The sequence below is a fragment of the Paraglaciecola sp. IT1134 genome, from assembly GCF_058068185.1.
In genome coordinates, this window is record NZ_CM176486.1 from 2,579,508 (window position 1) to 2,604,560 (window position 25,053).

Here is a 25,053-nt window from a genome sequence, read left to right on the forward strand (position 1 = left end):
TGTCAAAAAAGTAATCAAGCACCCAGTGCGCCGAGATAAATCGGCTCTTCACAGCGTTAAATATTTAAAATGGATGTCTACATAAATTTCTACATAAATTGTTCTCTCTGCCGCTTAGCGGCTTCGTTCAACAAGCTAAGGCAAGTGATGTTAACAACACACACCTGCTTAGGGCTTTGGCTCGAGATGCACTCTAGCATTTAGAATGAGGCGGCGTGTGTTCACGAGTTATCTCAACGAATTCTCCCTAAAAACTTCATATTGCCTGCATAATCATTCTGTATTATGTGCAACTATTGACAATAGAAGCCGTTGGAATAAAGGATATTAATTATGGGTTCATCAAGCTACCGATCACTAATGGGTGTCATTGCCTTTAGTGCACTAACTTTAGGGGGATGCGACAGCTCCTCTGACAAGGCAGCGGAACAAGTTACTGCTCCTGAGGAGCACATTACAGCAGAAAAAACAGCTCTTCCCAAGGGGATGGATGTTTCTATGTTCGCAAAGGAGGCATTTACCCAAGAACCTAAAATCGTTGACTGTGAAACCGCTGAAGGCACAAAAACGACCTGTTACCAAATCGTCACTGATGGAGCACCTGCCGGGCGAACACCTGGTCCTTTCTGTCCAAGAACAACCACCGATGGCGCTGATGTAAGCGGATCTTGGTTTAGCAAAGACGGCACTGGGGATTTGGTCGACATCACTGGAGAATTCATTCTAAAGCTGAGTGACTACTACGGTGACGAAAAATGGATGGTTTATGACGCAAAGACAAACAAAGTACGTTATACAGCGACGAAAGAAGCCTGCTTAGGCGCAGCAAAACCGGATGTTGAAGATGAGTATATGCAAAATTGTATTGAGTGCGAGTTGTCGTACCTTGATGATGATTTCTCTCGTACCTTCCTCATACCGACGACGCCTATTCCTGCTGCTAAGAAAGGCCGAGTACATTCTGCGGGTGTTGCACTAGACGGTAGCGAGCTATCGGGCTCAGCACCGGTTGATGCAATTTTAGGGGCTTATACGATTGCGGCATTTGATGATTGTGGTGGGCACATTAACGTACACCAAGGCTATCACTACCACTCTACGACGGGGTGTACTGATAAATCGAATAGTGACGATGGACACGCTCCATTAGTAGGCTATGCATTAGATGGCTATGGTATTTATGCATTTAAAGACTCACAGGGCAATGAAGCAGGTTCGCTTGATGAGTGTCGTGGTCAAACTGATGATGTCAGAGGCTATCACTACCATGCAGCAAGTCCGAGCGAGAATAGGTTTATTGGATGTTTTCACGGTGAAACTGTCCGCCCAAAAGGTGCCCCTCCTGGTGGACAACCTGTAGGTGACCGTCCCGAGGGCGGCCCTCCCTTAGGTGTTCACGGTGATAAACCAGCAGTACAGTGATGGGATTTCAATCAATTGGTCTTTTTTATAACAAGGCCATTAAATTTGTTGCATACGGTCGCCGGCCGCTCGCAATCTGGTGGCATTTATTGAGACGTTAGGGTTGTAATCAAACGGTGGAGTGTAAAATGAAATTAGGTGCATTTTCAGTAAGTTTATCGGTTAATAACATCGAAGAGTCAAAAGTGTTTTATCAAATATTGGGCTTCGAAATTGTTGGCGGAGACCAATCTCAAAATTGGTTAATACTAAGAAACGGTGGGCATACAATCGGTTTATTTCAAGGGATGTTTGAAGGGAATATAATGACGTTCAATCCGGGTTGGGATGAAGATTGTAAAACACTAGAATCATTTACAGATATTAGAGATATTTTAAAAGAGTTCGAGGCTCAAGGTGTCAGCATAATACAAAAATCTATTACGGGAGAAAGTGGTCCTTCAAGCTTTTCTATTAAAGATCCTGATGGCAATTCAATCCTAATAGATCAGCACGTGTAATAACAGAAACAAGTGAATATGGCGTCTATAACTAATTTAAAACCGTTGGTTTTTGCTCCTGCGTCGCTATTTTCGCCAACAATTTTGCCCATCATTCGGGCGTAAGCTGCTAAAAGGAGGAGTCATGCGGCTTGAAGTAGTGATTATCGATGCCCCCACAAACCTCGGCTTGAGGCCTCCGGAGCAGGGCTCTGTTCCGGGCTGTTACAAGATGCCTTGGACACTACGAAACGCCGGCTTGTTAGAAGCTCTTCATGCGAAGGACGCCGGTTGCATTGTGCCGCCTCGCTATGAGGCCAATTGGGCACCTGGACACACGACCCGGAACAGTCACGCGATCGCGGAATATTCGATCCAACTCGCCTCCCGGCTCAATGACGTTCTTCAAAGCGCCAGATTTCCTGTCATCGTGGGTGGCGACTGCAGCGTTCTGATTGCAACAGGACTCGCGCTGAAGCAGCGCGGCAGGTACGGCTTGGTGTTTCTCGATGCGCATTCGGACTTCCGCCACCTGGAAAGTTCCGAAAAGGTCGAGGTAGCGGCGGGTGAAGACCTCGCCACCTCGCTTGGTTACGGTGACCCGCACCTTATCAACCTCAGCGCCCACGGCCCCAACTTTCGAGCCGAAGATGTCGCCGTCCTGGGGGTTCGCGACTTTGACGAGCATCTTGATGAGTTGACTGGCCTCGGGGTGTTCCATGTCACGAGCAGCCAAGTTGCGCAAGCGGCTGATCAGCCGCTCCAAGATTCTCTCTGCGTCGTTACTCGGCAAACTGACGGCTTTTGGGTGCATGTCGATTTCGACGTTGTCGACTCAGAGGAAATGCACGCGGTAGACTGCCCAGAGCCGGAGGGGCTTTCTTTTCTGACGCTCTCTTGTCTGCTGCGTGGCTTGGTCAAGCATGATCGATGCGTCGGTGTCGAGCTGACAATTTATGACCCGGATCTTGATTCTACTGGAATCTGCGCCACGCGCATTGTCGAATGCCTAGGGAATGCGTTCAGCAGCTAATAATTCATTCAAACGTTACAACTACAAGGCGACTCATGAGAAAAACGATTAGTTCAGGATCACATCTTGAAGAACCAATAGGTTTTTCTCGTGCTTGCCGAATTGGTAATTATATCTCTGTATCAGGAACCGCTCCTATAAATAATGGAGAAACCGTTTATGTTGATGATGTATATAATCAAACGAAATATTGCCTTGAGCTTTCCATTTCGGCTATAGAAGAAGCAGGTGGAAATATTCAAGATGTTATTCGAACCCGGATTATGCTCACAGATATATCTCGCTGGAAAGATGCCGCAAAAGCTCACGGAGAGTTGTTTTCGACTATTAAACCCGCCTGCACATTTGTTGAGGTAAGTCAGTTCATCGATAAGCAGTGGTTAGTAGAAACAGAAATTGATTGTGTTGTAATGTAGTTATCAAGCAAATAAACAAGGGCACGTAACAGTTGGCTGCGTTCCACACTGTAGCCAACCATTACGTAGCATAGTATTTGGGCGTTGGTAATTGTAGGGGCTATGCGGGCAGCATCGAATATCGCCAAATCCAGTTCACCCTATTCCTGCGAGATTGGTAACGACATTCGGTCTGCTCTCAACCTAAGCATACGGCAGTGATGGGCGGCTCCTGCCAACTCTTTATGAGTATCAACGCTAATGAAAAGTATGTTATGTTTGCCCATGCTGACCTCCGTTTTTAGTTTGTTCAACACAACGATTATGGCGCTGGTCGGGCCACGCTGGCCGAGCCACGTTGACCTTGGCTAACCCACGAAAAATTGGAGATCAGCACCTAAAGAAGCTGGCTCGTGGGGAGCCATTATGTCTAGGTGTAAACTAAATAAGAGGTTATTCATGTATTACATAGTTGAAACCGTTAAGTCATTTGAGCAAGCATCGACCGATCTTGAATCAGCGGTAAAGCGGCATGATTTTGGTGTGCTGCATATCCACGACCTGGGAACCACACTGCGAAGTAAAGGAATTACATTTGATGAGCAGTGCAAGGTTTTTGAAGTCTGTAATCCGGGGCAAGCCGCAAAAGTGATGTCAACCGACATGCGCTTGAATATGGCGCTTCCGTGTCGGATCTCGGTATTTACGGAGAAAGGTAAAACAAAGATTGGCCTTATTAAGCCATTGCAAATGCTTTCGGCACTTTCTCAGGATGAAGCGTTGGTTCAAGTTGGAAAAGAGGTTGAAGAAAAGACCATCCAGATGGTTGACGAAGCGAAATAAACACACATCACAATAAACAATGATAGGTCGCGTGCTTTTTTCGCGACTTAATCCTGTTGTTGGACGCCCGGTTTGAGCCTCAGATGTTTGGATTTCCTGCTTATATAGTAGATATATCGATGGAGGTGCGTATTCCGGTAAAAACAGACAGTCATTTCGGTTTTATCCGATCAGTTTTAGAATGCCGTTGACAACCCGCTCTGTTTGACTTACCGCGAACCAAGATTTGATGAGCGATTGATAAGGCATATCTCGCTTATTAGCTTCAACTTTAATGCTATCCAATAACCTTTCGGGCAGTCGGAGCGAAATGGCGTTAGATTTGTCCTCGAAACTGATATGGCATGTTTTAAGGCAACGTAATCGCGCGATTTCGTATAGTGTTGCTTCCATGTGGCCAAATGAGTTAAGTAATCCGTATAACAGGGGAGATAACCAGTCTGGTGGACCGCGTGCCGCTTTCTGAGACAAAACACAGCATGATATGGCTAACTATTTGGGTTGATTGATTTTTGTACTTGAATGATCAATAGCCCCTACTAATAGTTTTCTCACTTTTAGTTGAAAAATACCCAGTGATCCAACAAACGCAGCAACAAGTGTTGAAATAATTATTCCTTCCTGAGTGGTGATCCACGTTTCTGTAAGTATCAAATAAAGCGTTAATATTACCCATAATATATCGCCAACTGAAAAATAAAGGGTTAGCGCTCTAGATGCTTCAGATTTTAGAGAAGTCCAAATCAAATGCAGCCCATTTAAGACAAGTCCAATACCAATTGTTGTAATCATCAAATCTGGTGCCTTATTGTCTAAGCTCAAAAAATTTGAGATTGTCGCTGGTACAGCTATAAAAAAAACACCAAAAAAAATACAACTTATTGAGTTTATAAGAAAAAGTCTCTTTAGCGTGATCATTTTCAAAACCTAATGTAAACTTGGTTGACATAAATTAAACTAATAGCGCATATATGTCAACCAAGGTGACACAAGATGACATTCCCATGGTGGATAGCCAAACTTTGAAATTGGTCTTTTCTACTGCCAAGGTTAATGAACAAATTACCACGTACGTATCCAACTCTTTAAAGAATATGGGTTACCAGTCAGCATCCGTATCCACGCTTAGTTTTCTTAGTACACTGGATTGCGGTGTAAACTATGGCTCTGAAATTGCGCGTAATTTAGGTGTATCAAGACAGATGGTTGCAAAAATAGTTAAAGAGCTTTGTGCGGCTGGATATTTAATACAAGCAGACGGGAAAGGAAAACAAAAACAAATCTTATACACCGAGTTAGGGGAAAAATTAATAGCAGAATCAAGAAAAATTCTTTCTCAATTAGATTCGTCATTAAGTAAAGAATTGGGTAAGACACCACTCAAAGTAACTATCTCAAGGTTAGAAAGAGTCAGCTCAGCACTAATGAAACTCAACAAGGCATATTAAACACCCCTACGTAAAGTTTACGAAAATTTTCACTTTTGACCTCAGCTATTTTGGGGGAGTGTTTGCAGTAGTACCGGATACAACTTTGCTTTTTTCGATGGTATGCCCTGATAGACTCGAGTAGAGTTAGTCGAAAGACTGCTAGAGAGCTTAGACGCCCCCAATACCGAAATAAATTCTATTTGGGCGCGGGAGTCAGATGCTCGCGCTCAAGCTTGCGAAAAGCATTAACTCGGTTCCAAGTCCGTTTCGGAAGTACTAAAAAAACACAAATAAATGAACGTTGAATTTTAGATATCGCAGAAAAGGAACTTGATGATGCGTTCAAATACTACGAGGAAATTTATAAAGGGCTCGGGTTTAGGTTCATTGGTGAACTAGAGACAACGATAGAACGAATTAAGTTAAATCCTTCAGCTTGGCAAAAATCTAGTATGTTTACACAGATGCTTACTCAATCGTTTTCCGTACTCTATGACTTATCAAATCTGAAATGATTTGTTACTTGTCGTTGCTGTTGCTTGCAACCACCAGAGACCGAACACTGGATTGATCGAGTTGACGACTAATAAACAATGATAGGTCGCGTGCTTTTTTTGCGACTTAATCCTGTTGTTGTATCTCACCTTTTTAAAAGCCGCGTTAGGCTGTGCCGCAATCCCGGCAACACATAGGGGCTTTATGTCGGCTCGGCGGCAGTGCGAGTTTGACCTTCAACATCTTACCTCTGCCGCTTAGCGGCTTCGTTCAAGCCAAGGCAACTGAAAATCCTCGTCGGCTAAGCCAAAACGCTTGCGTTGTCCGCTGCTTGGAACGTCATAAACCCGTGTTACCCAGGATCAGTAACCACCCTGTCTAGTTAGTGTCATTACTATGGAGGTGCTCGAAATGGCACGCAAGAAAAAACACGCATACACTCATACATTGATACATCACAGTTACACGAAAATATATAAACGATACGTTAACTATTGAAAGCAGGTAGAAACTTATGAAAAAAACAACAGTTGCGGCCTTGATAGGATTGTTATTTGGAATGGCACCTTTGCTAAGTGCCGGGGAAAGCAAAGTTGGTTCAAGCTTAAATGAGAAGTACGAGATTGAATTAACCGAAATACCTGACAGCGCCATGGTGGCCATTTTAAAATTTAGGCCAGATTTTGTAGCCAAAGAAGCAGAGAAAGAGCTTAAACACGGCAATCATTACCTTGATATTGAAGGTGTAGATGGAAAGGGGAATGACGTTGAGTTTGATATGTTACAAAAAGATGGTAAGTGGCAGGTTGTTGAGATTCAGCGTGATTTAACCTTAGCTCAATGCCCGCAGTTAGTACTTGATGTGTTACCTAAAATCAACCCACAACGCATTATCGAAAGTGACCAAACCAATGGTATCGTAATTTACGAATTTTATACGGTAGCGGCAGATGGTAGCGAAAGTAAATCTGAGGTCAAAGTAGAAAATAATCGAGCTGAATTGCTAAGCAAAGAGTGGCGTCATTAATTATGGTTAGAACCAGTCTGGTCATTGAGAATTTGCTGCTCGCAAAATTGGTAATGTAATTTATTGTTACCAATAATGTTAAATGTTATTACGAAGTTGTATAAACCTGTGTACTATTGGTTACAATTATTGGCTTAACAGATTCTATGTCGCCACAGTATTCATGCGGCTTGCTGCATCGATTCGACGCTGGAGCGCATTGTTTGTGATCTGTTTTGAGGATGGCACATTATGAAATTGATAAACAAGGAACACATAAACATGTACGCTAGAAAAATCACTTTCCTGTTGTTGATGGTAACCGCACTTGCAACATCGCTAGTAATACAGGCGCAGGATCATCCCAATCTGATACTGACTAAGGCCGGCGTCGAAAATATCAGAAGAAATTTGGGTAAAGCCCCGTTATTTGATGCGACCTTGCAAAGTGTCAAGCAAGAGGTCGACGCAGAAATAGCATGGGGTATCGATACCCCGATCCCAAAGGATTTTTCGGGCGGCTATACCCACGATAGGCATAAGCAAAATTTTATCATTGCCCAAAAAGCCGGGGTGCTTTATCAGATATTGCAAGAGCAAAAATACGCCGAATATATCCGCGATATGCTGTTCCAATATGAGGCTATGTATAAAGATCTTCCCGTTCATCCACAGGAAAGATCCTATGCTCGCGGCAAACTGTTTTGGCAATGCCTTAACGACAGTAATTGGCTGGTTTACATGAGCCAAGCCTACGACACTATCTATGATTTTTTGTCAGAAAACGAACGCGCCAAGTTAGAGACAAACTTATTCCGCCCCTTTGCCGATTTTATCTCGATAAAAAACCCACAATTCTATAATCGCATACACAACCACAGTACCTGGGGTAATGCGGCGGTCGGCATGATTGGTCTGGTCATGGGCGATGAAGAGCTCATTCACCGGGCGTTGTACGGTATAGAGGACGATGGCCTTGAGTTGGGTGGTAGAGACAATGATGGCGGTTTGATTAAAGTAGAAGGACAGAAATCGGGTTTCTTGGCCAATCTTGAAGATCCGTTCTCACCAGAGGGTTATTACACTGAAGGTCCCTATTATCAACGTTATGCCATGTATCCGTTTTTGATTTTTGCGCTGGCAATGAACAATGAAAAACCCGAATTAAAGGTACTTCAACATAAGGACGGGGTACTGCTAAAAGCCGTGAATGCACTTCTCAATCTATCTGATGCCGATGGTGAGTTTTTTCCGTTGAATGACGGCCAAAAAGGGATGTCCTATTATACCCCTGCATTGGTGACAGCTGTTGACATAGCTTATCATTACGGTGAACAAAATCCGCAATTGCTCAGCATTGCTGAAAAGCAAAATGAGGTGTTGTTGGACGAGTCGGGCCTGTCAGTTGCTATCGGAATTCGGGATGGGAATGTGCAACCCTTTGTCAAAAAATCCATCAATCTAACAGATGGGCAAAATGGCAAACAAGGCGGGGTCGGCGTACTTCGCTATGGCAATGAGGATTTAACCCTAGTATTTAAATATGCGGCGCAAGGATTAAGTCACGGCCACTATGACAAATTGTCTTTTTCTCTATACGAAAAAGGCGATGAAGTTATTCAGGATTACGGCCTTGCCCGTTTCGTCAACATTGGGCAAAAAGGGGGCGGTAATTATTTAAAGGAAAATAAAACCTGGGCCAAAACGACTATTGCACACAACACCATTTCCCAGAACGAAATAATGCATTTTAATGGAGATTATGAAACCGGGAGCAAACATCACTCGCAGTTGTATTTTTATGACGCTTCAAACAAGGATGTTCAGGTTGTGAGTGCCACAGAAATCAATGCCTATCCGGGTACCCAAATGCACCGCACTATGGCGCTGATAAAAGGTGAACACTTTGAGAAACCATTTCTGCTGGATATTATGAAAGTAAATTCTAGCACTAAAAATCAATATGACTTCCCCTTCTATTTTATGGGTCAAGTGCTCAATGAGAATTTTAGCTACGATTCCCCTTCCAGCTTGAGTCCATTAGGTAAAACGAATGGTTACCAACATTTGTATATAGAGGGCAAGGGCAAACCTTCTTCCGGTAATACGCAATTTTCATGGTTGGGCAACGGTAAATACTACACCCTGACCTCAGCGACAGATAAATCCGACGAATTGTTACTTACCCGTTTAGGTGCACATGATCCGGAATTTAATTTGCGTAGGGATGCTGCTTTGATGATCCGCAGGAAAGATAGCGACAACACCATTTTTGTGTCTGTCATTGAGCCACACGGAAGTTATAGCCCCGTTTCTGAATTGTCCAAGAATTCGGACAGCAACATTGCTGATCTCAAAGTTGTTTATGACGATGATAACTATACGGCGGTCAGCATTGAGGATGTAAAAGGAAACGGGCAATTGTTCATTCTATCGAATAAGGATCCATCAAGCTCGGCTAAACATCGATTAACAATCAATAATCAAGTCTATCGTTGGACGGGTCCCTATCACTATCAATGAAATTAGCTGGATAGCCACTTTAGTAATAAATTTCAAAAGCTGCCGAGCACTTTTAATTTGTTCAATTAGGTCTGAGTAGTTGCACTAAATGCCTAATAAACAACATTCGCGTCGCGCATTGGGGAAAAGCCGCGCTGGCATTTCGTGCCAAAGCACTCGGTTTTTCCCGTTATTGTAAGCGTCTAGAAACATATTAAATCGGATCAGAGTCGAAATGAATGAGTAAGCTAGATCCTCTGAAATAGGTCTTATGTTAGCATCCGACATAGATGTAGATACTCTTTTCAGAGACCGCAAAAATAACGCTGAGATTAAATTTGTGCAAGAATTATATGCTAAAGTATTTGGTCTCACTTGTTTAGTTGAAGATCCTGATGAGCATATTATTAGAGTCTGCTCAGTGGATTAACAATAAAGCTAACAAGCCTAGTCATCGGAAAACGGTGTTTGTTAAACTAGTTGGCGCGGCCACCACGTTATGCCTCTGAACTTTAACAGTATTACGTTCGTGGTTTAGTGCAATGTTCTGGTAAATCCCAACCTGGGATTTACCAGCCCATATATATCAGCGCTAACACATCCTTCACGATTTACAGCACGGTCGGTTATGGAATAATCTATGTAAGCTATATTGGTTGCAATACTGCCAAGCGTGGTTGTCGCACTTACATATATTAAGAATCAAAATATTCGAGGTCTGATTTACAGACATTCTCTCATTTAGTGCAAAATACCCTGTGGGAGACCATGCCGTTCCTTTAATTCGATACGTGCGTTGGTTGTGCGCCAAAGTGTCGCAACGCTTGCACTCGTTAGGCTGTTTACGCACCAAATTGTCTCAATCGAATACTTCATCTTTATGTTAACTATCTGAAATTTATCAATTTAGCTGGTTGGCACAATACTTGTTATAGCAATATTGATGTTCGGGTGATTTTGCCCTTTCAAACAAATTAATTCAGACGACGGTGTCTAGTTTATCTGCTTCTTAGCGGGTGAGCTGACACCGTTTTTTTGTTTGTTTGAAAGGAAAAAATGACTGACTTATCCGAACTGAAACCATATATCAGGCGAAACACAGTTAATTTAACGGGATTACTTATGGCTTATTTATTACCGGCAGAGTTTGCCGTCAAGATGGTTGATGCAGGGGAATCAAAAATATTCATGTCTACACGAGACACGTTGATCCGTGCTTACATGGCTGGGGCAATTTTGGCCCTAGCGGCGGTTTTCGCTATTACTATTGCAGTGCAAACGGGGATGTTTTTACTCGGTGCCATTTTATTCCCCGTTGGTTTTTGTATGCTGTATTTAATGGGCTTCGATTTACTCACAGGGGTCTTTGTTCTCACACCTTTAGCCTTACTCGATAAGCGGCCCGGCGTCACAATTCAGGGTGTACTTCGCAACTGGGGCTTGGTTTTCTTAGGGAATTTCGCTGGCGCGTTAACCGTGGCTATCATGATGGCGTTTATATTTACCTATGGCTTTAACACCGATCCTGGTGCTATCGGCAAGAAAGTCGCGTCAATCGGAGAGGCTCGTACTTTAGGTTACGCCGAATATGGTACCGCAGGTTGGTTTACGATTTTTATTCGTGGCATGTTGTGTAACTGGATGGTGTCGCTAGGTGTTGTAGGTGCGATGATTTCAACCCATGTAAGTGGCAAAGTGATCGCGATGTGGATGCCTATATTTCTGTTCTTCTTCATGGGCTTTGAACATTCAGTGGTTAATATGTTCTTGTTCCCATTCAGCCTGATTTTAGGCGGTGACTTCTCAGTCATGGATTATTTGGTATGGAACGAGATCCCTACGGCTTTGGGCAATTTGGTTGGTGGCTTGACCTTTACTGGCTTGACCTTGTATAGCACCCATGTGCGTACCGCGCCAAAACGTAATTTACCTTATGCAGAAACGGCTGATTTAGCCTCAAGCTCAGTCGCTGAGCATGCAACTCGCTAAGTTAATAGTCGGCCAGCATAGTATTGCTGGCGTTAAAGCTATTAATCAAGATTATTGCGGCAGCCGCTGTCCTGTGGACGCCCAATGGCGCATGAAAGGTCAGCTGCTGGCTATCGCAGATGGAATTGGCAGCAGTAACGTTAGCCAGGTAGCAAGTAAAGCTGCAATTAATAGCTTCTTGCAAGACTACTATGCTACGTCTGATGCTTGGTCAGTTGAAACATCCGCCAGGCGGGTGATGCAATCCATCAATGCGTGGTTGCATGGTTATACCAAACAAAGTGAGTTTTGCTACGATATTGAAAAAGGTTATGTGTGCACTTTTAGCGCCTTGATTATAAAAGGTAACACTGCACACATTTTTCATGTTGGAGATGCCCGGGTCTATCTATTACGCCAAGGGGTGTTAGAACAGCTTTCCAATGATCATCGTCAATATGCTGCCCAAGGGAAAAGTTATTTGAGCCGAGCGTTAGGTATGCATACCCGGCTGGATATCGATTATTCAAATATGCCGGTCTGCCAAGACGATATTTTTATCTTGTGTACTGACGGTGTACATGAATATCTATCCCCCGCTGATATGCTACACGGCGTAACATCGACGCCTGCTATCGACGATGAGTCCTCTGCTAGCGCTTTAGCCGAATCCTTGGTGCAACATGCCCTCAATAATGGCGGCGACGACAACCTGACTTTACAAGTCGCTAAGGTGACAGAATTAATCAAACCCCAGGGTAAACCTATTACCGATGAACTGACTGCCTTGCCATTGCCGCCTATGTTACAAGCGGGACAAAAATTTGATGGCTACAACATTCTTCGGTTAATACATGTGTCTCCCCGTAGTCACGTATATTTAGTTGAAGAGTTAACGACCCACCAACAATGGGTATTGAAAACCCCCTCGATAGATTTATCCGAAAACGATGAATACTTAGAGCGTTTTTGTTTAGAGGAATGGATTGGGCGGCGTATACATAACCCGCATGTGCTGAATGTCCTCCCTAGTTCAAGGCCCAAACAGTACATTTACTCTGTGGCTGAATATGTACAAGGTCAGTCTTTACGCCAATGGATGACCGACAATCCCAAACCTGAACTTGAGGCAGTAAGACGGATCATCGAGCAAATTGCCAAAGGGTTACAGGCTTTTCATCGCCTGGATATGCTGCATCAAGATATTCGCCCTGAAAACATCATGATCGACTCACAGGGAACTGTGAAGATCATCGATTTTGGCTCAACCACGGTCGCCGGCTTACAAGAGGTGGGGCAAGGCTGTGGTAAGAATGAATTGCTCGGCACTGCACTTTACATGGCGCCGGAATACTTTCTAGGGGAGGTAGGTACGCCGCGCTCAGATATATTTTCGTTGTCTGTATTGGCTTATCACATGCTCAGCGGCCGCTTTCCATACCATACCCATGTGGCCAAAACGCGTACGCGGGCACAACAAAGCCGTCTTATTTATCAATCTGTCAGAGATGACAACAGCGTATTACCTGCATGGTTAGATGCAACCCTGAATAAAGCGCTAAAAGTTGACCCTTACAAACGTTATGCACAGCTGTCGGAATTTATACATGACTTACGCACCCCCAACGCCGCTTTTGTGCGTCAATCAAAACCACCGATTATAGAGCGCAACCCTGTGGCATTTTGGCAATGTGTCGCCAGTGCGCTGCTTATCAGTAACCTATATTTTATTTACCTATTTTTAGGCTAATCAATCACATCAATTCATTTATTTATTTAGGAGTAGATTTTATGCAAAACAGAGAACAAGTTACTCAGGCAATCCTTGTGGCAAAAGTCCAAAAAGGCATTACCTGGCAGCAAGTTGCAGATGCTATGGGCCAATCAAAAGAGTGGACAACCGCTGGCTGTCTTGGACAAATGACGTTCGATGCACAGCAGGCGAATATCGTCGCCGAGTTGTTTGATTTAGATGAGAACGCTGCCGCTTGGTTACAAGTTGTGTCTTATAAAGGTTCCTTTACTGAAAGCGTGCCAAGTGATCCGCTACTTTACCGATTATACGAAATGATAAATGTTTACGGGTCGACAATTAAATCTCTTATCCATGAGGAGTTTGGTGATGGCATCATGAGCGCTATCGACTTCTCAATGGACATACAGCGCGAAGAAAATAGCGCCGGTGATAGAGTTAGTATTGGGTTGTCGGGTAAGTTTTTACCTTATAAATCTTACTAACTTGAATGCACAATGATGGCTAAGACGTGAGGAGTATTGGCGATATTATTTATGATATATCTGCGCAATTTCCTCTTATGGAGCTCACCTTAAATTTTGATTTCCCACCAAAATCATGAGCTGGGCTCACTAACTAGCGCTTAAAATTCCTCGCTGTCTGGTCCGGAAAAACTGAAAACCTTGGTTAGATCTTTTAAGTTCACCGGTTTGGTAAAATGATAATTAAAGCCCGCTTCGTTTGCTCGACGCACATCTTCTGCTTGGCCATAGCCGGTTAACGCCACCAGAACCCTGTTATTATTCTTGGTTAGAATATTTCGCGCCACTTGGTAACCATCCATATCGGGTAATCCAATATCTAATAATATGATTTGTGGGTCAAAACTGTCCACATATTCTAATGCCTGATGGGCCGTATAAGCTGTTGCAACCTTATGCCCTTGCAGTCTTAATAGCTCTGCCATGGTGTCGGCAGAATCTCTATTGTCATCCACTACCAGTACGCGTTTTCTAGCATTATTTCTGGTATCCAAGCCTTTATCTGCAAGTAGGGGGGCATTAACTTTTGGCAAGTTTATGCAAAAGCTGGAACCGCAGCCTAAACCGCCACTGCTCACTGTCACATTGCCGCCGTGCATATGCACCAAACGCTGCACAATGTTTAATCCTATACCCAGTCCACCTTGAGAACGATCCAGTGTTTGCTTCGCCTGCACAAATAACTCAAATACTTTACTCTGCATTTTTTGGCTTATACCGCAGCCATTATCAGATACGGTGATGTTCGCCATATCGTCGGTGCTAGCCAATTTAATATCTATTTTGCCGCCGCTGGGCGTGTATTTAATCGCATTATTGATCACATTTGACAGACACTGCACCATACGGGTCATATCACCGTTGATAAATAATGGCTGCGCGGCGTCAGTAAAATTTATTTTGTGTTTTTTTAAGGCTATGGTGCTTTGTAACGACTCCAGTGCCAAATTGACTATGGTAGACATATTTAAGACTTCGAGTTGCAAGGTAATACGATTTTGGCTGATACGTGAAATATCCAGCAGATCATCCATTAAACGCGTTAAATGCGTGACTTGGCGAGCGAGTATGTTGCCAATGTTTTGCAGCTTATTATCTTGCTGGGCAGATTGAGTTAACATTTCACTGACATTGCGTATGGGTGCTAAAGGATTACGCAACTCGTGGGCCAGCATGGCGAGAAATTCATCTTTGCGACGATCTTCTTCTTGCAGAGATTTATTTGCTAGGACGCGATCAGTTACGTCGTACCCCTCTACCAAAATCCCGGTCACCTCTCCTTCTGCGGCCAGTATGGGTTGGTAAATGAAATCCACATAAATTGGCTCCCCGGAACCAAAACTAAGGGGAGCGGCCACGCCTTGGTGGCTTTTACCATTTACGTATACCTTATCTAATAATTCAATGAATCCCTGGTTGCCGACTTCCGGTACCACCTCCATCACTTTTTTACCCAAAATATCCTGCTGGCCAAGCATCTCAAAGTAGTTGCGATTGGCATATTCGAAGCGATGCTCTGGCCCTTGTAATATACACATAAAGCTGGGGGCCTGATCAAACAATGCGCGCCAGCGTGCCTCTGCGGCTTTCATACGTTGCTCGGCCTGTACTTGTTTGGTTGTTTCAGTGCATACCACTAACACACCGCCCACTCCGGTGTACGCTTGAGGATCATCAATCGGTCCGTAACTGTAGGTCCAATACACATCCTCGCGTTTGCCGTTGCGGGTAATAGGTAACAGTTGATTTTCGTGCCAGGTATGTCCTTCACCCGCCAACACCTTGGTTATTTGCGGCTCTATGTCGGGCCATATCTCGGCCCAGCATTCTTTACCCTGTTGGCCAATTGCACTTGGATGACGTTCTGGGCCTATGGAGCGTGCGTAGGCGTCATTGTAAAATTGTATTAAATCTTTTCCCCACCAAATGAACATAGGATGACCGGTGGAGAGGAGTAAACGCAAACTGAGTTTCAATGGTTGCGGCCAGGTTTCGGGTAGACCCAATGGGGTTGCAGCCCAATCGTAGGCTCGAATGAAAGAGCCCATTTCACCTCCACCGGACATGAAATTTAATTGTGTATTTGCCTGAGATTTTTGAACCATAAACCTATTTCCAACTCAGCCAAACCGCCATTGTTGGTCCATGTGATAACAAAAAAACGCGTCGGGTCAGCTGGATTACCATGCCAGTCGACACAGAATCAAAAAATGATTAGGATCGAGTGTTTCTTCCTATATAAGGTGCACAGCATATTATACAAAACTGCTTCGTGACTAAAGAATTTAGCAGAAAAATCACCTTAAATATCTAGTGGATGTTGTAATAAATAGCGATTTTGTAGCGGTAAGCTTTGCGGTCTGTAGCGCTGCAACAAAGATTCAGATTCATGAAATTTAATCCAACGACATAAGCCCCCAAAATCTGAATAACGATTTTAGAGTGCACTAAGTCAACCAAGCCGCAAGCTTGTTTTGGTCTGTTACTTCAAGATAAATCGTGTCGGATTGGGCTTGGCTAACGGTCAGGTGTAATTGCTTTAGCTGATGATGGCGAAGTAGATGCAGTGGCACAACTTGGCCACATTCAAGATTATCCAATATGCTGTGTAGGTTATTTGCGTTAACCTGCCAATGGTTAATGGTCAGCAGTTGATCATCCACTTGTAAACCACTAGCAAAGGCGGGGGTGTTCTCAACCACCTGGCTAATTTTTACACCTGTATCCAGGGCTTTGATGTTCGCCCCAAAGTCATGTTTGATGGCGTTGTTAGCCGCTTTACCGCCCATATCTGTGGCGTTGGTGCGGGGCCGATAAACACAGTGGAGACCAAACCGACTCAATAACTCATCGACGGGTAATTCGTTGGTGGTATATAAGGCATTATTTAAAAATTCATCCAAGGGGAACTGCAGATAGTCGCGCAAAATAGTGTGAATAATATCTTTATTCGTTCCTTGGCCTACTTTGCCATGTTGGCGCCAAAGGTAGCGCATGACGTCGTCCAGGCTAAATTGCCCCTGACTGTTTGAGCGTATATGTAAATCCAGGCAAAGGGCGATAATGGCGCCTTTGTTGTAATAACTGACGATATTATTGATTGCGCTGGCATCCTGCTGGTAAAACTTGGTCCAGGCGTCGAAACTTGATTCGGTAACACTTTGCTTAAATCGGCCCTGGTTGCGCAACAGGCGAGTGAGGGTTTGTGCCAACACTTCCAGGTAACTCTGGGTGCTAATTACGCCGCAGCGTTGCAGGCTTAAATCGTCGTAATAACTGGTAAAACCTTCGTAGATCCATAGCTGTTCTGTATAGGTTTCTTCGCTCAGGGCAGGATTTTCAAGTTCAAGGGGTTTTGTGCGTTTTACATGCCAAGTGTGCAAAAACTCGTGGCTGCATAAACTTAAAAACGTACGATAGCCGTCAGGCATTTCAGAACTTTGAGTTTTTATTGGTAAATCGTGACGGCTAAATAACAACGCGGTGGATGACCTATGCTCCAACCCCCCAAATCCATCACCAGTGAGCATGGTAATAAACAGGTAACGCTCAATGGGCGGGGCATCGGCAAACAGATCGAAATGATGCTGACATATTTTAGTCAGATCCTTGGCCATACGTTCGGTATCACCTTGATGGCCACCAGCCAAGATTAATTCAAATTGGCAGTCCAGGGTATCGTTAGCCGCACCTGATGTTGCCTTAAAGGGGATGATATCGTAGCGACCCATTAATACGGGGTGGTCGATAAGTTCGGCATAATTGCCGGCCTGGTATTCACCAAATTGGTGAGGTTGCGTGCCGTGGGCTAAAGGCAGGGTGGTGGCCACGCTCCAATTCTTACAATTGGTCTGCGCAGGACGGTGCAAGATCACCCTGCAGTTTGCATCGCGTTGCCCGGCTACCGCTAAAAACATACTGGTGCCGTTAAAAAAACAGAATTCATCATCCAAATAGGCGCTACGTACCGATAAATCGAAAGCATAGACAGTGTAATGAACTTTAATTGGGCCGTTATGGGGGGCAATCAGCCAGTTTTGTTTGTCGTTTTTTTTCACATTAAGGGGTTGACCATCTGCGCTATAAGCACTGAGTTGAATAATATTTTTGGCAAAATCGCGGATCATATAACTGCCAGGGATCCATGCAGGTAGGGATAACTTTTGTCCCGTGACACAGGGCTGAGCGATATCCAGGGTAACATCCAGAGTGTGGCCGCCGACGGAGTGGATTTCAACTTGATATTGTACAGGCGAAGCAAGTGGGTACATGTATATTGACCTTAAAAGATAGACACCTGGACGGATTGAGAAATGCTGTTGTTATGCACACGTCTGGGTTTATTAATAATGATTAGGTGAAATAACGCTTCCTATTGCGCCGAATTTTCACTTTAATAGCTTTCTAATATGACATAAATCTGTTTGATATTTCAGGGGTTATAGCACTTTTGCCACAAATAAGCGGGTTAGCCAACGAGGATCTCCAAAAGCTGCGTTCGATGCGACCGGGCATGACGGTTGATTTGCAGATAAATTCACCAACCCTACGTAGACGTGTGCGCACGGAATTTGTAGGAATAGACGGCTCGCGATATCTGATTTTTCGTTTTCCAGACGAAAAAAAATGGGCAGGATTAGGTGGAGCGATTTATATCAATAATACCATGATAGTGCGTTACATATTGGAAGATGAAACCGGTGAAATTATTGCTTTCAAGGTCAAAATCATTGTGGTGATCAATAGCCCCAGTAAACTCATTTTCACCAAGTTTCCTGAAAGTATGCAAAGTCATGGCTTACGGGCTCAACCGCGCTCGCAAACCCGCATCGCGGCGTTATTGATTGACGCCAATAATGGCAGTCATATCGTGCCCTGTCTGGTGCGGGATATTTCTATCCAAGGTTGCATGATCAGTATCGGGCGCGAGGCCAAAAGTATCAAACCGCAAATCGATCAGCGTTTAGAATTGTTGATCAGAAACTCTCACTCAGACGATATCACCCTGGCTGGTGTGACACGTAATCACAAATCAGACGAAACTACTAACTATTACGGGTTACAGTTTGATGCCTCAGAAGAGGAAATGGAAAAACTGCTCACTCAGCTGTTGATAAAACCCGAAAAAACTTTATAGCTAAATGTACTGCTGTGGAGTCAGTGCTCATCGGGTTTAGAGTACTTTTGTTGGCTGGCGCAGTTCCCCTTGTGTAAAACGCGCCAGCTTAAGAAAAGGTTAGGGTTTGCTTTGCAGTAACTCCTCAGCCGCATTGACCAGAAAGATATAACGGGCCCCCAAATTGATAACATACTCGTCTTCACCCCACAAAAAATGGCCAGTCTTCCTTATCTTCAGGGAAGTCAGGCTTGAGGTTCAATACCCCAGGCAGTATATAACCTAATGACTTAGGGCATATTAGTGAGGTAAATCACACCGCCCCGTTTTTATTTAAATGCACATCCAGCGGTGTTTTTTGGCCGGTAAGATTTTCATGTCGTACAAATTTTCTACCAGCATATTTTTTATACAGGGTAGATAATTCCAATTGGTAACTTTTAACACTATATTTTGATTAGTTAATTTATTTGATTTAGCGGCTGATATAATAGTTGTTAATTGTTCAGGGACGCGGAAAGTTGACTACTTTCACGTATTTAGTAAAGCCGCTAGACAAATGGAGATATTATGAAAAGTCTACATGTAAACACATTAACTGCGGCATCATTTATATTAACAGCGAGTTTCGCACAAGGGGCTGTGAATAACAGTGGGGTTGATCATTATGGGATCTATGTCGGAGCCGATTATGGGTTGATAGACGTGCACGCTACAGAAGGCTTAGATCAAGCGGATAATGCATCGAATATTTATGTCGGCGCTCAATTTGGCCAAATATTTTCTGTGGAAGCCGGATATATTGATTTTGGTGAGTATGGAAACAATACCTTCGACACACAAGTAGACGGCTACACCTTAGGATTAAAAGCCGGATTGCCTGTAAACAATATGATCACTATTTATGCCAAGGGCGGACAACTATGGTGGCAGGCTGATCTGCATGCCATTGATGGCAATGATGATATTAACGGTTCAGATATATATTACGGTGTGGGTGCATCCTTTGCGTTGTCTGACGGTTGGGGCGTTCGACTGGAATACACCCGATTCGATTTGAAATTAGAACGAAATGACATCGGTATTTTAGCCGACATAGAAAGTTTCGATAGCAAGCTTGATTATACCAGTATTGGTATCCAACATACTTTTTAAGGGCTTTAATTGACGGTATGACTGGCTACAAAACAGCATTATTATAAAAAAAGTGTAACTACCAAAGGTTCGGCCCTGTGCACGAACCTTTGCGTTCTATTCCCAGCCAAATGACTGTAGTGCTATAACGAGTTTTTAGTTACCGTTGTTAGAGGCCAACGCGATAATGATTTGCAGGGACTCTTCCTTAGTAAAACCTTGGTCTATTAATGCCAGGTAATACTTTCTATGATAGGCCGCCTGGGCTTTTATCAGTTCAGGATCGCTCATAGCACGCATCTGATTTTTAAGTTGTTCTGCTAACTGGGCATTTACAAAGTCCAGTGGATTGCCAATTTGTTGCGCATTTAGAGGGCCGGAGGCGAACATGAGGATACCTGCCAAGGCGTATAGTGAGGGAATTTTACTGCGCATGGGACATTCCTTATTTAAAATATGGGTGGCGATATTTAGCAAACATGAATATCACGTTATCTGACTGCTGCCATAGCGTGGGCTGATTATTAGCCGAATCTAGGCGCAGATGTTGACCTGGGTCAGGTCTTTGCAAGTATATTGACAGCCAAGGGCGTGATTGGTTGCAGTCTACCCCCATGTTGGCTGATTACTGACAAGGGAAGGTAGGTCCCCTGCTAACGAGCCAGGGTCATGATCAGATCAGTGTGTTGGGGAAACAAAGTCAATAAGTTGGCCTTTTGCCCCAGTTGCATATCGTTATAATCGAATCCGGGAGAGACTGCCTCGCCGATAAGGCCGTAACCATAAATGCCAGTTGTGCTGATGCGAGATGCTTTCCAGGTGCCGCCGTTAACCACCATTTGCATTACCTGTCCTTGATTAGGCTTCGAGCCCATCACTACCGTTTCTAAGGTGCCATCAGGATGGATCAAATAATAGGTAATAGGGTCACCCATGTGGAAATAATGCACAATATCACTTTGGTTCATATGAAAGTGGCCAATAGGGGACTGGGCAGTCAATAAATAATAGATAGAGGTCAAGGTGACGCGCTCGCCATTTTCTGTGCTAATGGGGGGGCGATGATCAGCCTTAAACGTTTGTCGAAAATAGCCCCCTTCCACATGACCTTCGAGTTGCAGAGCATCAATCAATTGAGCGGTACTTAATCTAGGCATTTGGGCTTTGATTTCGGTTTGTAGCGCAAAAGCAGGAACAGTGGTTTTTGCTCCACTTAAAGATACGGATGACTCAATGGTATATGGTGGAGTTGTTTTATCCTCAGACCAGTTGGCAACAAGAGTATTCAACACCTTGCTGCCAACGGTGTAGGCTGATTCTGGGGACGATTGAATGCCAGCATAACCCTTCTCACCGCCCTCTGCTGTTTGACTGGTTTTTTGTGCAGAACATGCTGTTATCAGTAGCAGTAAACTACTGAAAATAGCTATTTTTAGAATGCGCATATTTACCTCTAAAAAAAGGATAAGCCTGTTTATACAACAGCCTTATCCCGTGATATTAGACCACTGAAATAATCAGCAGCTGCAGATTATTAAAACGTAAAAGCAAACTTCGCCTGATAACTAGGTGGCAATTCTGGTAATACCACCGAACTACCAAACAAATCAGCAAAGTTAAAACGGTAGTAGGTTTCATCAGTTAATTTTTTGATGTTAACACTAACCGGCTAGGTATCTTCTTGATACATCACACCGGCATTGACTAAGGTATAAGCGGGTAACTCAACTGCCTGAGAATAACCTATATAAGTGGAGTCAACATCTACAATACTGGTGTTAGCAGAAAACCCATTTTGGAAATTGTAAGTTGCCTTTAACAGCCACCTCTGTAAGTTCAGAGGTATCAAAAACATTACCTGCATACACACTACCGGTTTTAAGTTCAGCACCTTGCCGCGCAATGATAGTCGACTGCTGTGCGGCCGCAACTTACGGGATTAAACCAGCGTCTCAATAACTACCTGTATAGCATTGTGTCATCAACATCTATGTGCCTAGCCAATAAACGACGATCTAAAGCACTTGAAGCCATGGTTAAATTACGACGGTCAAAATATTTATTTCCAGTCTTCACCGTGTTCAAAATCGGTATAACGTAGAGAAGGAGAGACTTGCATTTGCGCCAAAAAACATCGGTTTAATAACCAGTTGAAAAGATAATTTTGTCTTCTACTACCCAGCTATCGTGGTATTGAGAGGATCCACACGTAACGAGAGCCGCGATAGGCTCTGCGAACCCTGATAAACGCAATTCGTCCAGGTTAAACACCGCCAGATCAGCTTGTTTGGCTTGTTAAGTCACTCACATTTTGCTGAAATGAGACGACCGCAACAGATAAAATATTTGGAGTCCTGAATGCAACACAGTAGCGCACTGGTTAGCCCATCTTGGTTATATGCCCATTTGCAGGATGAAAATATGGTGGTATTGATGAGCACTATGAACGTGATTGGCAGCGGGCAGCCAGAAGACGCTCCACCAGGGTACATTCCGGGAGCTCAGTTATTCGATTTTGAACATTGTGTATGTGATGTCCATGACCCTTTGCCGCACACTATGCCCACAACCGAGCTATTTGAAAAAGAAGTGCGCAAGTTAGGCATCACTCGGGATAGCGTGATAGTGGTGTATGACAATCAAGGCATTTATACTGCGCCACGGGTATGGTGGATGTTTAAAACCATGGGTCACCAACAGGTGTTTGTGCTCCAGGGTGGTTTGCCTGGCTGGCAGCGAAAGGGTTACGCCATTGCTCAAGGGTTAACCGTCGCTCAAAATAAGGGAGATTTTGTCAGCCACTATCAGGGCCAGCTAATGGGCGATGTCAACTCGGTTCTAGCGGCCATAGATGATCGCCATAGCCAGATTGTGGACGCCAGGTCATCAGGCCGTTTTAATGCAACTGAACCGGAACCAAGACCCGGATTAAGGGCCGGACATATGCCCGGGGCGTTAAATTTACCTTTTGGCCAGTGCGTACAAAATACTGAATTATTGCCCCCTGAACAGCTAGAAAACCTATTTAGCCAGTTAGGCCTTAGGCGGGACACCCGGCTTATTTTTAGTTGCGGCTCAGGAGTGACTGCCTGCGTGTTGGCGCTGGCGGCCCATGAAGCCGGTTATGCACATATAAGCGTTTATGATGGCTCATGGAGTGAGTGGGGCGCCCGGGCCGAGCTGCCCATTGCTGTCATCTAATTTGCTGTGGGATATTGATTTTAGTATATTTATTCAGCCTTAGTGAGTCGGGTTGGTTCAGCTGTTATTCATTCTGACACTGACACTATGTGTCGTTCTTATTGAGCATGTAATTTAATTACCTAGGACATACAATGAATAGAATTTTAACGATCCTCGCCATATTAAGCATAAGCATAAGCATAAGCGCCTTGGCCAATGAGCATAAAGTGGTGAATCAGATCAGCGTAAGCGGTCAAGCTAATGTGGCAAGCGTGCCTGATTTGTTTGAGTTTAGTGTTTATGTGGAAGAACAAGGAAAACGGGTGCAGGATTTAAATACTGTGGTGGCGACTAAAACCCAGGATATTATCGCTAGCGTGTTGTCTTTTGGGGTACAAGAAAAAGATGTGCAATCCATGCGGGTACAATTAAACCCATGGTATGAACATAAACAAAATGAGACGCGACAAATGGGTTTTCGCCTGTCGCGCGAGATTAAATTTACCCTGCGAGATATTCAAAAGTATGACCAAGTTATCGATGCGGTGTTAAGTACGGGGGCTACCCGTATCGAAGGGTTTAACTACAGCGTTGAAGACCCCGGACCTAGTTATTTACAAGCCCTGGAGCTTGCCCTAACGGATGCAAAGCTGCGAGCCAAACGTATGACTGAAACCTTAGGGGTAAAATTAGGCAAAGTAATAACGATACAAGAAAATAGCAGCTATTCACCTATGCCGTTGGCTCAGGAGTCACTAATGCGCAGTCAATCGAGTGATTCCTTACCGGGGCAAATTCAAACCAGTGCCCGAGTAAACGTAGTATTTGCATTAGTGGAGTAATAATAAGGGGAACAGGCCGATACTTAACAGCCTGATCCTAATCAGCCAAGTCGATTATTTCTGTGTCCAAGGCATAATCTTTATATACGTCAAGTCCGCGTGAGAAGAGACAGCAAACAGCAACATTAATACTGAAATGCAGCTAAGACAATATTTCGCTGTTTTTTCCCTGTTTAAGCGCCCGTTTTCAGGCGGTAAAAAGTATAGTGTTGTTTATAGATGAAGCAAAAATTGCCTGTTATATCCTTGCCGGTGAGAGCTATTTATAGGTTAAAAAATGTAATTTGGGTAATAAAGCTACCTAATAACAGCCAAGGTTAGCCAAAGGGATGATTTACTGCTCTAGAATATTGTTTATTATTAAGGCCCATAAGTACTGATACCCTTATTTTACAAGGTAAGCTGCATGAAAAAAGGCCAAGACTCATTAGACCGTATAGACCTTAAAATTTTAGATATTCTGCAACGGGATTGCCGAATTTCTAATGTGGAATTGGCTAACCAGATACACTTAAGTCCTACGCCTTGTTTAGAGCGGGTCCGACGCCTGGAAAAAAATGGTTTCATTGAAAAATATGTCGCCCATTTAAATCCTAAAAAACTCAATGTCAATTTAACCGCCTACATCCAGTTATCTTTGATAAGCACTAGCAGCGAAGATATACAAAATTTTAATCGTCAAATCTCTAATATAGATGAAGTGGTTGAATGCAGTTTGGTAGCCGGAGGGTTCGATTATTTGCTTAAAATCAGAACCCAAAATATCGAAGAGTATTGTAAATTTTTAGGCGATAAGTTGGCCTCCATAAAAGGTGTCACCCAAACCCAAACTTATGTGGTGATGGAAGATGTAAAATCTACTCATTTAATCCAATTATAAGAAATGCGGTAAAGAGCTGGTTGTTTGGCTGCAAGCCAATTCTAAATG

At 43.8% G+C, this 25,053-nt stretch carries 23 protein-coding genes and 1 pseudogene; 17 read left to right on the forward strand and 7 right to left on the reverse strand.

Translation table 11 applies throughout. The features are described 5' to 3' along the window. The first annotated feature begins 333 nt into the window (after positions 1–333). From AC3RV5_RS11140 to AC3RV5_RS11160, 5 genes are all read left to right on the forward strand, one after another. Entirely contained in the window at positions 334–1,422 is a 1,089-nt protein-coding gene (locus AC3RV5_RS11140) for a YHYH protein (protein ID WP_489731990.1), read from the forward strand. 128 nt (positions 1,423–1,550) lie between these two features. Next, complete coding sequence (locus AC3RV5_RS11145; RefSeq protein ID WP_489731991.1) at positions 1,551–1,922, forward strand: VOC family protein; 372 nt, start codon at positions 1,551–1,553, stop codon at positions 1,920–1,922. Between the two features lie 124 nt (positions 1,923–2,046). After that, entirely contained in the window at positions 2,047–2,934 is an 888-nt protein-coding gene (locus tag AC3RV5_RS11150) for an arginase family protein (protein WP_489731992.1), read from the forward strand. 35 nt (positions 2,935–2,969) lie between these two features. Continuing rightward, positions 2,970–3,350 carry a RidA family protein gene (locus AC3RV5_RS11155; RefSeq protein ID WP_489731993.1) on the forward strand — a complete coding sequence of 127 codons (381 nt, stop codon included), beginning with the start codon at positions 2,970–2,972 and terminating at the stop codon, positions 3,348–3,350. 438 nt (positions 3,351–3,788) lie between these two features. Continuing rightward, complete coding sequence (locus AC3RV5_RS11160; protein WP_489731994.1) at positions 3,789–4,172, forward strand: DUF302 domain-containing protein; 384 nt, start codon at positions 3,789–3,791, stop codon at positions 4,170–4,172. A gap of 162 nt (positions 4,173–4,334) precedes the next feature. Here the strand turns inward: AC3RV5_RS11160 and AC3RV5_RS11165 are convergent, their stop codons facing one another. After that, the gene (locus AC3RV5_RS11165) at positions 4,335–4,565 is read right to left on the reverse strand and encodes a CopG family antitoxin (RefSeq protein ID WP_489732138.1); all 231 of its coding nucleotides are present in this window, start codon (positions 4,563–4,565) and stop codon (positions 4,335–4,337) included. A 99-nt stretch (positions 4,566–4,664) separates the two neighbouring features. After that, the gene (locus AC3RV5_RS11170; protein ID WP_489731995.1) at positions 4,665–5,090 is read right to left on the reverse strand and encodes a hypothetical protein; all 426 of its coding nucleotides are present in this window, start codon (positions 5,088–5,090) and stop codon (positions 4,665–4,667) included. A gap of 53 nt (positions 5,091–5,143) precedes the next feature. Here AC3RV5_RS11170 and AC3RV5_RS11175 point away from each other — a divergent pair, with 53 nt between their 5' ends. From AC3RV5_RS11175 to cynS, 7 genes are all read left to right on the forward strand, one after another. Next, positions 5,144–5,620 carry a MarR family transcriptional regulator gene (locus AC3RV5_RS11175; protein WP_489731996.1) on the forward strand — a complete coding sequence of 159 codons (477 nt, stop codon included), beginning with the start codon at positions 5,144–5,146 and terminating at the stop codon, positions 5,618–5,620. Positions 5,621–5,758: 138 nt separating this feature from the next. Then, on the forward strand, positions 5,759–5,851 hold the full coding sequence (locus AC3RV5_RS11180; protein WP_489732139.1) for a hypothetical protein: 93 nt from the start codon (positions 5,759–5,761) through the stop codon (positions 5,849–5,851). 760 nt (positions 5,852–6,611) lie between these two features. Next, the gene (locus tag AC3RV5_RS11185; protein WP_489731997.1) at positions 6,612–7,124 is read left to right on the forward strand and encodes a hypothetical protein; all 513 of its coding nucleotides are present in this window, start codon (positions 6,612–6,614) and stop codon (positions 7,122–7,124) included. A 261-nt stretch (positions 7,125–7,385) separates the two neighbouring features. After that, on the forward strand, positions 7,386–9,626 hold the full coding sequence (locus AC3RV5_RS11190) for a heparinase II/III domain-containing protein (RefSeq protein ID WP_489731998.1): 2,241 nt from the start codon (positions 7,386–7,388) through the stop codon (positions 9,624–9,626). Positions 9,627–10,727: 1,101 nt separating this feature from the next. Then, positions 10,728–11,594 carry a formate/nitrite transporter family protein gene (locus tag AC3RV5_RS11195; RefSeq protein ID WP_489731999.1) on the forward strand — a complete coding sequence of 289 codons (867 nt, stop codon included), beginning with the start codon at positions 10,728–10,730 and terminating at the stop codon, positions 11,592–11,594. Next, positions 11,581–13,323, forward strand: a complete 1,743-nt coding sequence (locus AC3RV5_RS11200) for a bifunctional protein-serine/threonine kinase/phosphatase (RefSeq protein WP_489732000.1) — start codon at positions 11,581–11,583, stop codon at positions 13,321–13,323. Before AC3RV5_RS11195 ends, AC3RV5_RS11200 begins: the two co-directional genes overlap by 14 nt. A gap of 41 nt (positions 13,324–13,364) precedes the next feature. Further along, positions 13,365–13,811: a cyanase gene (gene cynS, locus AC3RV5_RS11205; RefSeq protein ID WP_489732001.1), complete on the forward strand. Its 447-nt coding sequence runs from the start codon at positions 13,365–13,367 to the stop codon at positions 13,809–13,811. Between the two features lie 140 nt (positions 13,812–13,951). Here cynS and AC3RV5_RS11210 read toward each other — a convergent pair whose 3' ends face one another. Together AC3RV5_RS11210 and AC3RV5_RS11215 are read right to left on the reverse strand one after the other, a co-directional pair. Continuing rightward, a complete protein-coding gene (locus AC3RV5_RS11210; protein WP_489732002.1) occupies positions 13,952–15,955 on the reverse strand; it encodes a hybrid sensor histidine kinase/response regulator in 2,004 nt (667 codons plus the stop codon). A gap of 342 nt (positions 15,956–16,297) precedes the next feature. Further along, a complete protein-coding gene (locus AC3RV5_RS11215) occupies positions 16,298–18,121 on the reverse strand; it encodes a M61 family metallopeptidase (protein WP_489732003.1) in 1,824 nt (607 codons plus the stop codon). Positions 18,122–18,363: 242 nt separating this feature from the next. On the opposite strand from AC3RV5_RS11215, the gene AC3RV5_RS11220 reads away from it, so the two are divergent. Together AC3RV5_RS11220 and AC3RV5_RS11225 are read left to right on the forward strand one after the other, a co-directional pair. Then, positions 18,364–18,987, forward strand: a complete 624-nt coding sequence (locus AC3RV5_RS11220; RefSeq protein WP_489732140.1) for a flagellar brake protein — start codon at positions 18,364–18,366, stop codon at positions 18,985–18,987. Between the two features lie 549 nt (positions 18,988–19,536). Then, positions 19,537–20,121, forward strand: a complete 585-nt coding sequence (locus AC3RV5_RS11225; protein WP_489732004.1) for a porin family protein — start codon at positions 19,537–19,539, stop codon at positions 20,119–20,121. A gap of 135 nt (positions 20,122–20,256) precedes the next feature. On the opposite strand, the gene AC3RV5_RS11230 is transcribed toward AC3RV5_RS11225, so the two are convergent. The 3 genes and pseudogenes from AC3RV5_RS11230 to AC3RV5_RS11240 form a co-directional block, all read right to left on the reverse strand. Further along, a complete protein-coding gene (locus AC3RV5_RS11230; RefSeq protein WP_489732005.1) occupies positions 20,257–20,535 on the reverse strand; it encodes a hypothetical protein in 279 nt (92 codons plus the stop codon). Between the two features lie 218 nt (positions 20,536–20,753). Continuing rightward, positions 20,754–21,461 (reverse strand): annotated as a pseudogene (locus tag AC3RV5_RS11235) (cupin domain-containing protein); the annotation flags it as partial. 308 nt (positions 21,462–21,769) lie between these two features. Beyond that, positions 21,770–21,964 carry a hypothetical protein gene (locus tag AC3RV5_RS11240; RefSeq protein ID WP_489732006.1) on the reverse strand — a complete coding sequence of 65 codons (195 nt, stop codon included), beginning with the start codon at positions 21,962–21,964 and terminating at the stop codon, positions 21,770–21,772. A gap of 494 nt (positions 21,965–22,458) precedes the next feature. On the opposite strand from AC3RV5_RS11240, the gene sseA reads away from it, so the two are divergent. From sseA to AC3RV5_RS11255, 3 genes are all read left to right on the forward strand, one after another. Further along, on the forward strand, positions 22,459–23,301 hold the full coding sequence (gene sseA / locus AC3RV5_RS11245; protein WP_489732007.1) for a 3-mercaptopyruvate sulfurtransferase: 843 nt from the start codon (positions 22,459–22,461) through the stop codon (positions 23,299–23,301). A 134-nt stretch (positions 23,302–23,435) separates the two neighbouring features. Next, positions 23,436–24,125 carry an SIMPL domain-containing protein gene (locus tag AC3RV5_RS11250; protein ID WP_489732008.1) on the forward strand — a complete coding sequence of 230 codons (690 nt, stop codon included), beginning with the start codon at positions 23,436–23,438 and terminating at the stop codon, positions 24,123–24,125. A 406-nt stretch (positions 24,126–24,531) separates the two neighbouring features. Continuing rightward, positions 24,532–25,005 (forward strand): Lrp/AsnC family transcriptional regulator, encoded by a 474-nt coding sequence (locus tag AC3RV5_RS11255; RefSeq protein ID WP_489732009.1) that lies wholly within the window; start codon positions 24,532–24,534, stop codon positions 25,003–25,005. Positions 25,006–25,053: the final 48 nt, after the last annotated feature.

What these genes read in the sequence shown, in the direction of transcription:
- AC3RV5_RS11140 (WP_489731990.1), top strand. Translation starts at nt 334, where the DNA reads ATGGGTTCATCAAGCTACCGATCACTAATGGGTGTCATTGCCTTTAGT.
- AC3RV5_RS11145 (WP_489731991.1), top strand. Translation starts at nt 1,551, where the DNA reads ATGAAATTAGGTGCATTTTCAGTAAGTTTATCGGTTAATAACATCGAA.
- AC3RV5_RS11150 (WP_489731992.1), top strand. Translation starts at nt 2,047, where the DNA reads ATGCGGCTTGAAGTAGTGATTATCGATGCCCCCACAAACCTCGGCTTG.
- AC3RV5_RS11155 (WP_489731993.1), top strand. Translation starts at nt 2,970, where the DNA reads ATGAGAAAAACGATTAGTTCAGGATCACATCTTGAAGAACCAATAGGT.
- AC3RV5_RS11160 (WP_489731994.1), top strand. Translation starts at nt 3,789, where the DNA reads ATGTATTACATAGTTGAAACCGTTAAGTCATTTGAGCAAGCATCGACC.
- AC3RV5_RS11165 (WP_489732138.1), bottom strand. Translation starts at nt 4,565, where the DNA reads ATGGAAGCAACACTATACGAAATCGCGCGATTACGTTGCCTTAAAACA.
- AC3RV5_RS11170 (WP_489731995.1), bottom strand. Translation starts at nt 5,090, where the DNA reads ATGATCACGCTAAAGAGACTTTTTCTTATAAACTCAATAAGTTGTATT.
- AC3RV5_RS11175 (WP_489731996.1), top strand. Translation starts at nt 5,144, where the DNA reads ATGTCAACCAAGGTGACACAAGATGACATTCCCATGGTGGATAGCCAA.
- AC3RV5_RS11185 (WP_489731997.1), top strand. Translation starts at nt 6,612, where the DNA reads ATGAAAAAAACAACAGTTGCGGCCTTGATAGGATTGTTATTTGGAATG.
- AC3RV5_RS11190 (WP_489731998.1), top strand. Translation starts at nt 7,386, where the DNA reads ATGTACGCTAGAAAAATCACTTTCCTGTTGTTGATGGTAACCGCACTT.
- AC3RV5_RS11195 (WP_489731999.1), top strand. Translation starts at nt 10,728, where the DNA reads ATGGCTTATTTATTACCGGCAGAGTTTGCCGTCAAGATGGTTGATGCA.
- AC3RV5_RS11200 (WP_489732000.1), top strand. Translation starts at nt 11,581, where the DNA reads ATGCAACTCGCTAAGTTAATAGTCGGCCAGCATAGTATTGCTGGCGTT.
- cynS (WP_489732001.1), top strand. Translation starts at nt 13,365, where the DNA reads ATGCAAAACAGAGAACAAGTTACTCAGGCAATCCTTGTGGCAAAAGTC.
- AC3RV5_RS11210 (WP_489732002.1), bottom strand. Translation starts at nt 15,955, where the DNA reads ATGGTTCAAAAATCTCAGGCAAATACACAATTAAATTTCATGTCCGGT.
- AC3RV5_RS11215 (WP_489732003.1), bottom strand. Translation starts at nt 18,121, where the DNA reads ATGTACCCACTTGCTTCGCCTGTACAATATCAAGTTGAAATCCACTCC.
- AC3RV5_RS11220 (WP_489732140.1), top strand. Translation starts at nt 18,364, where the DNA reads ATGACGGTTGATTTGCAGATAAATTCACCAACCCTACGTAGACGTGTG.
- AC3RV5_RS11225 (WP_489732004.1), top strand. Translation starts at nt 19,537, where the DNA reads ATGAAAAGTCTACATGTAAACACATTAACTGCGGCATCATTTATATTA.
- AC3RV5_RS11230 (WP_489732005.1), bottom strand. Translation starts at nt 20,535, where the DNA reads ATGCGCAGTAAAATTCCCTCACTATACGCCTTGGCAGGTATCCTCATG.
- AC3RV5_RS11240 (WP_489732006.1), bottom strand. Translation starts at nt 21,964, where the DNA reads ATGCAGGTAATGTTTTTGATACCTCTGAACTTACAGAGGTGGCTGTTA.
- sseA (WP_489732007.1), top strand. Translation starts at nt 22,459, where the DNA reads ATGCAACACAGTAGCGCACTGGTTAGCCCATCTTGGTTATATGCCCAT.
- AC3RV5_RS11250 (WP_489732008.1), top strand. Translation starts at nt 23,436, where the DNA reads ATGAATAGAATTTTAACGATCCTCGCCATATTAAGCATAAGCATAAGC.
- AC3RV5_RS11255 (WP_489732009.1), top strand. Translation starts at nt 24,532, where the DNA reads ATGAAAAAAGGCCAAGACTCATTAGACCGTATAGACCTTAAAATTTTA.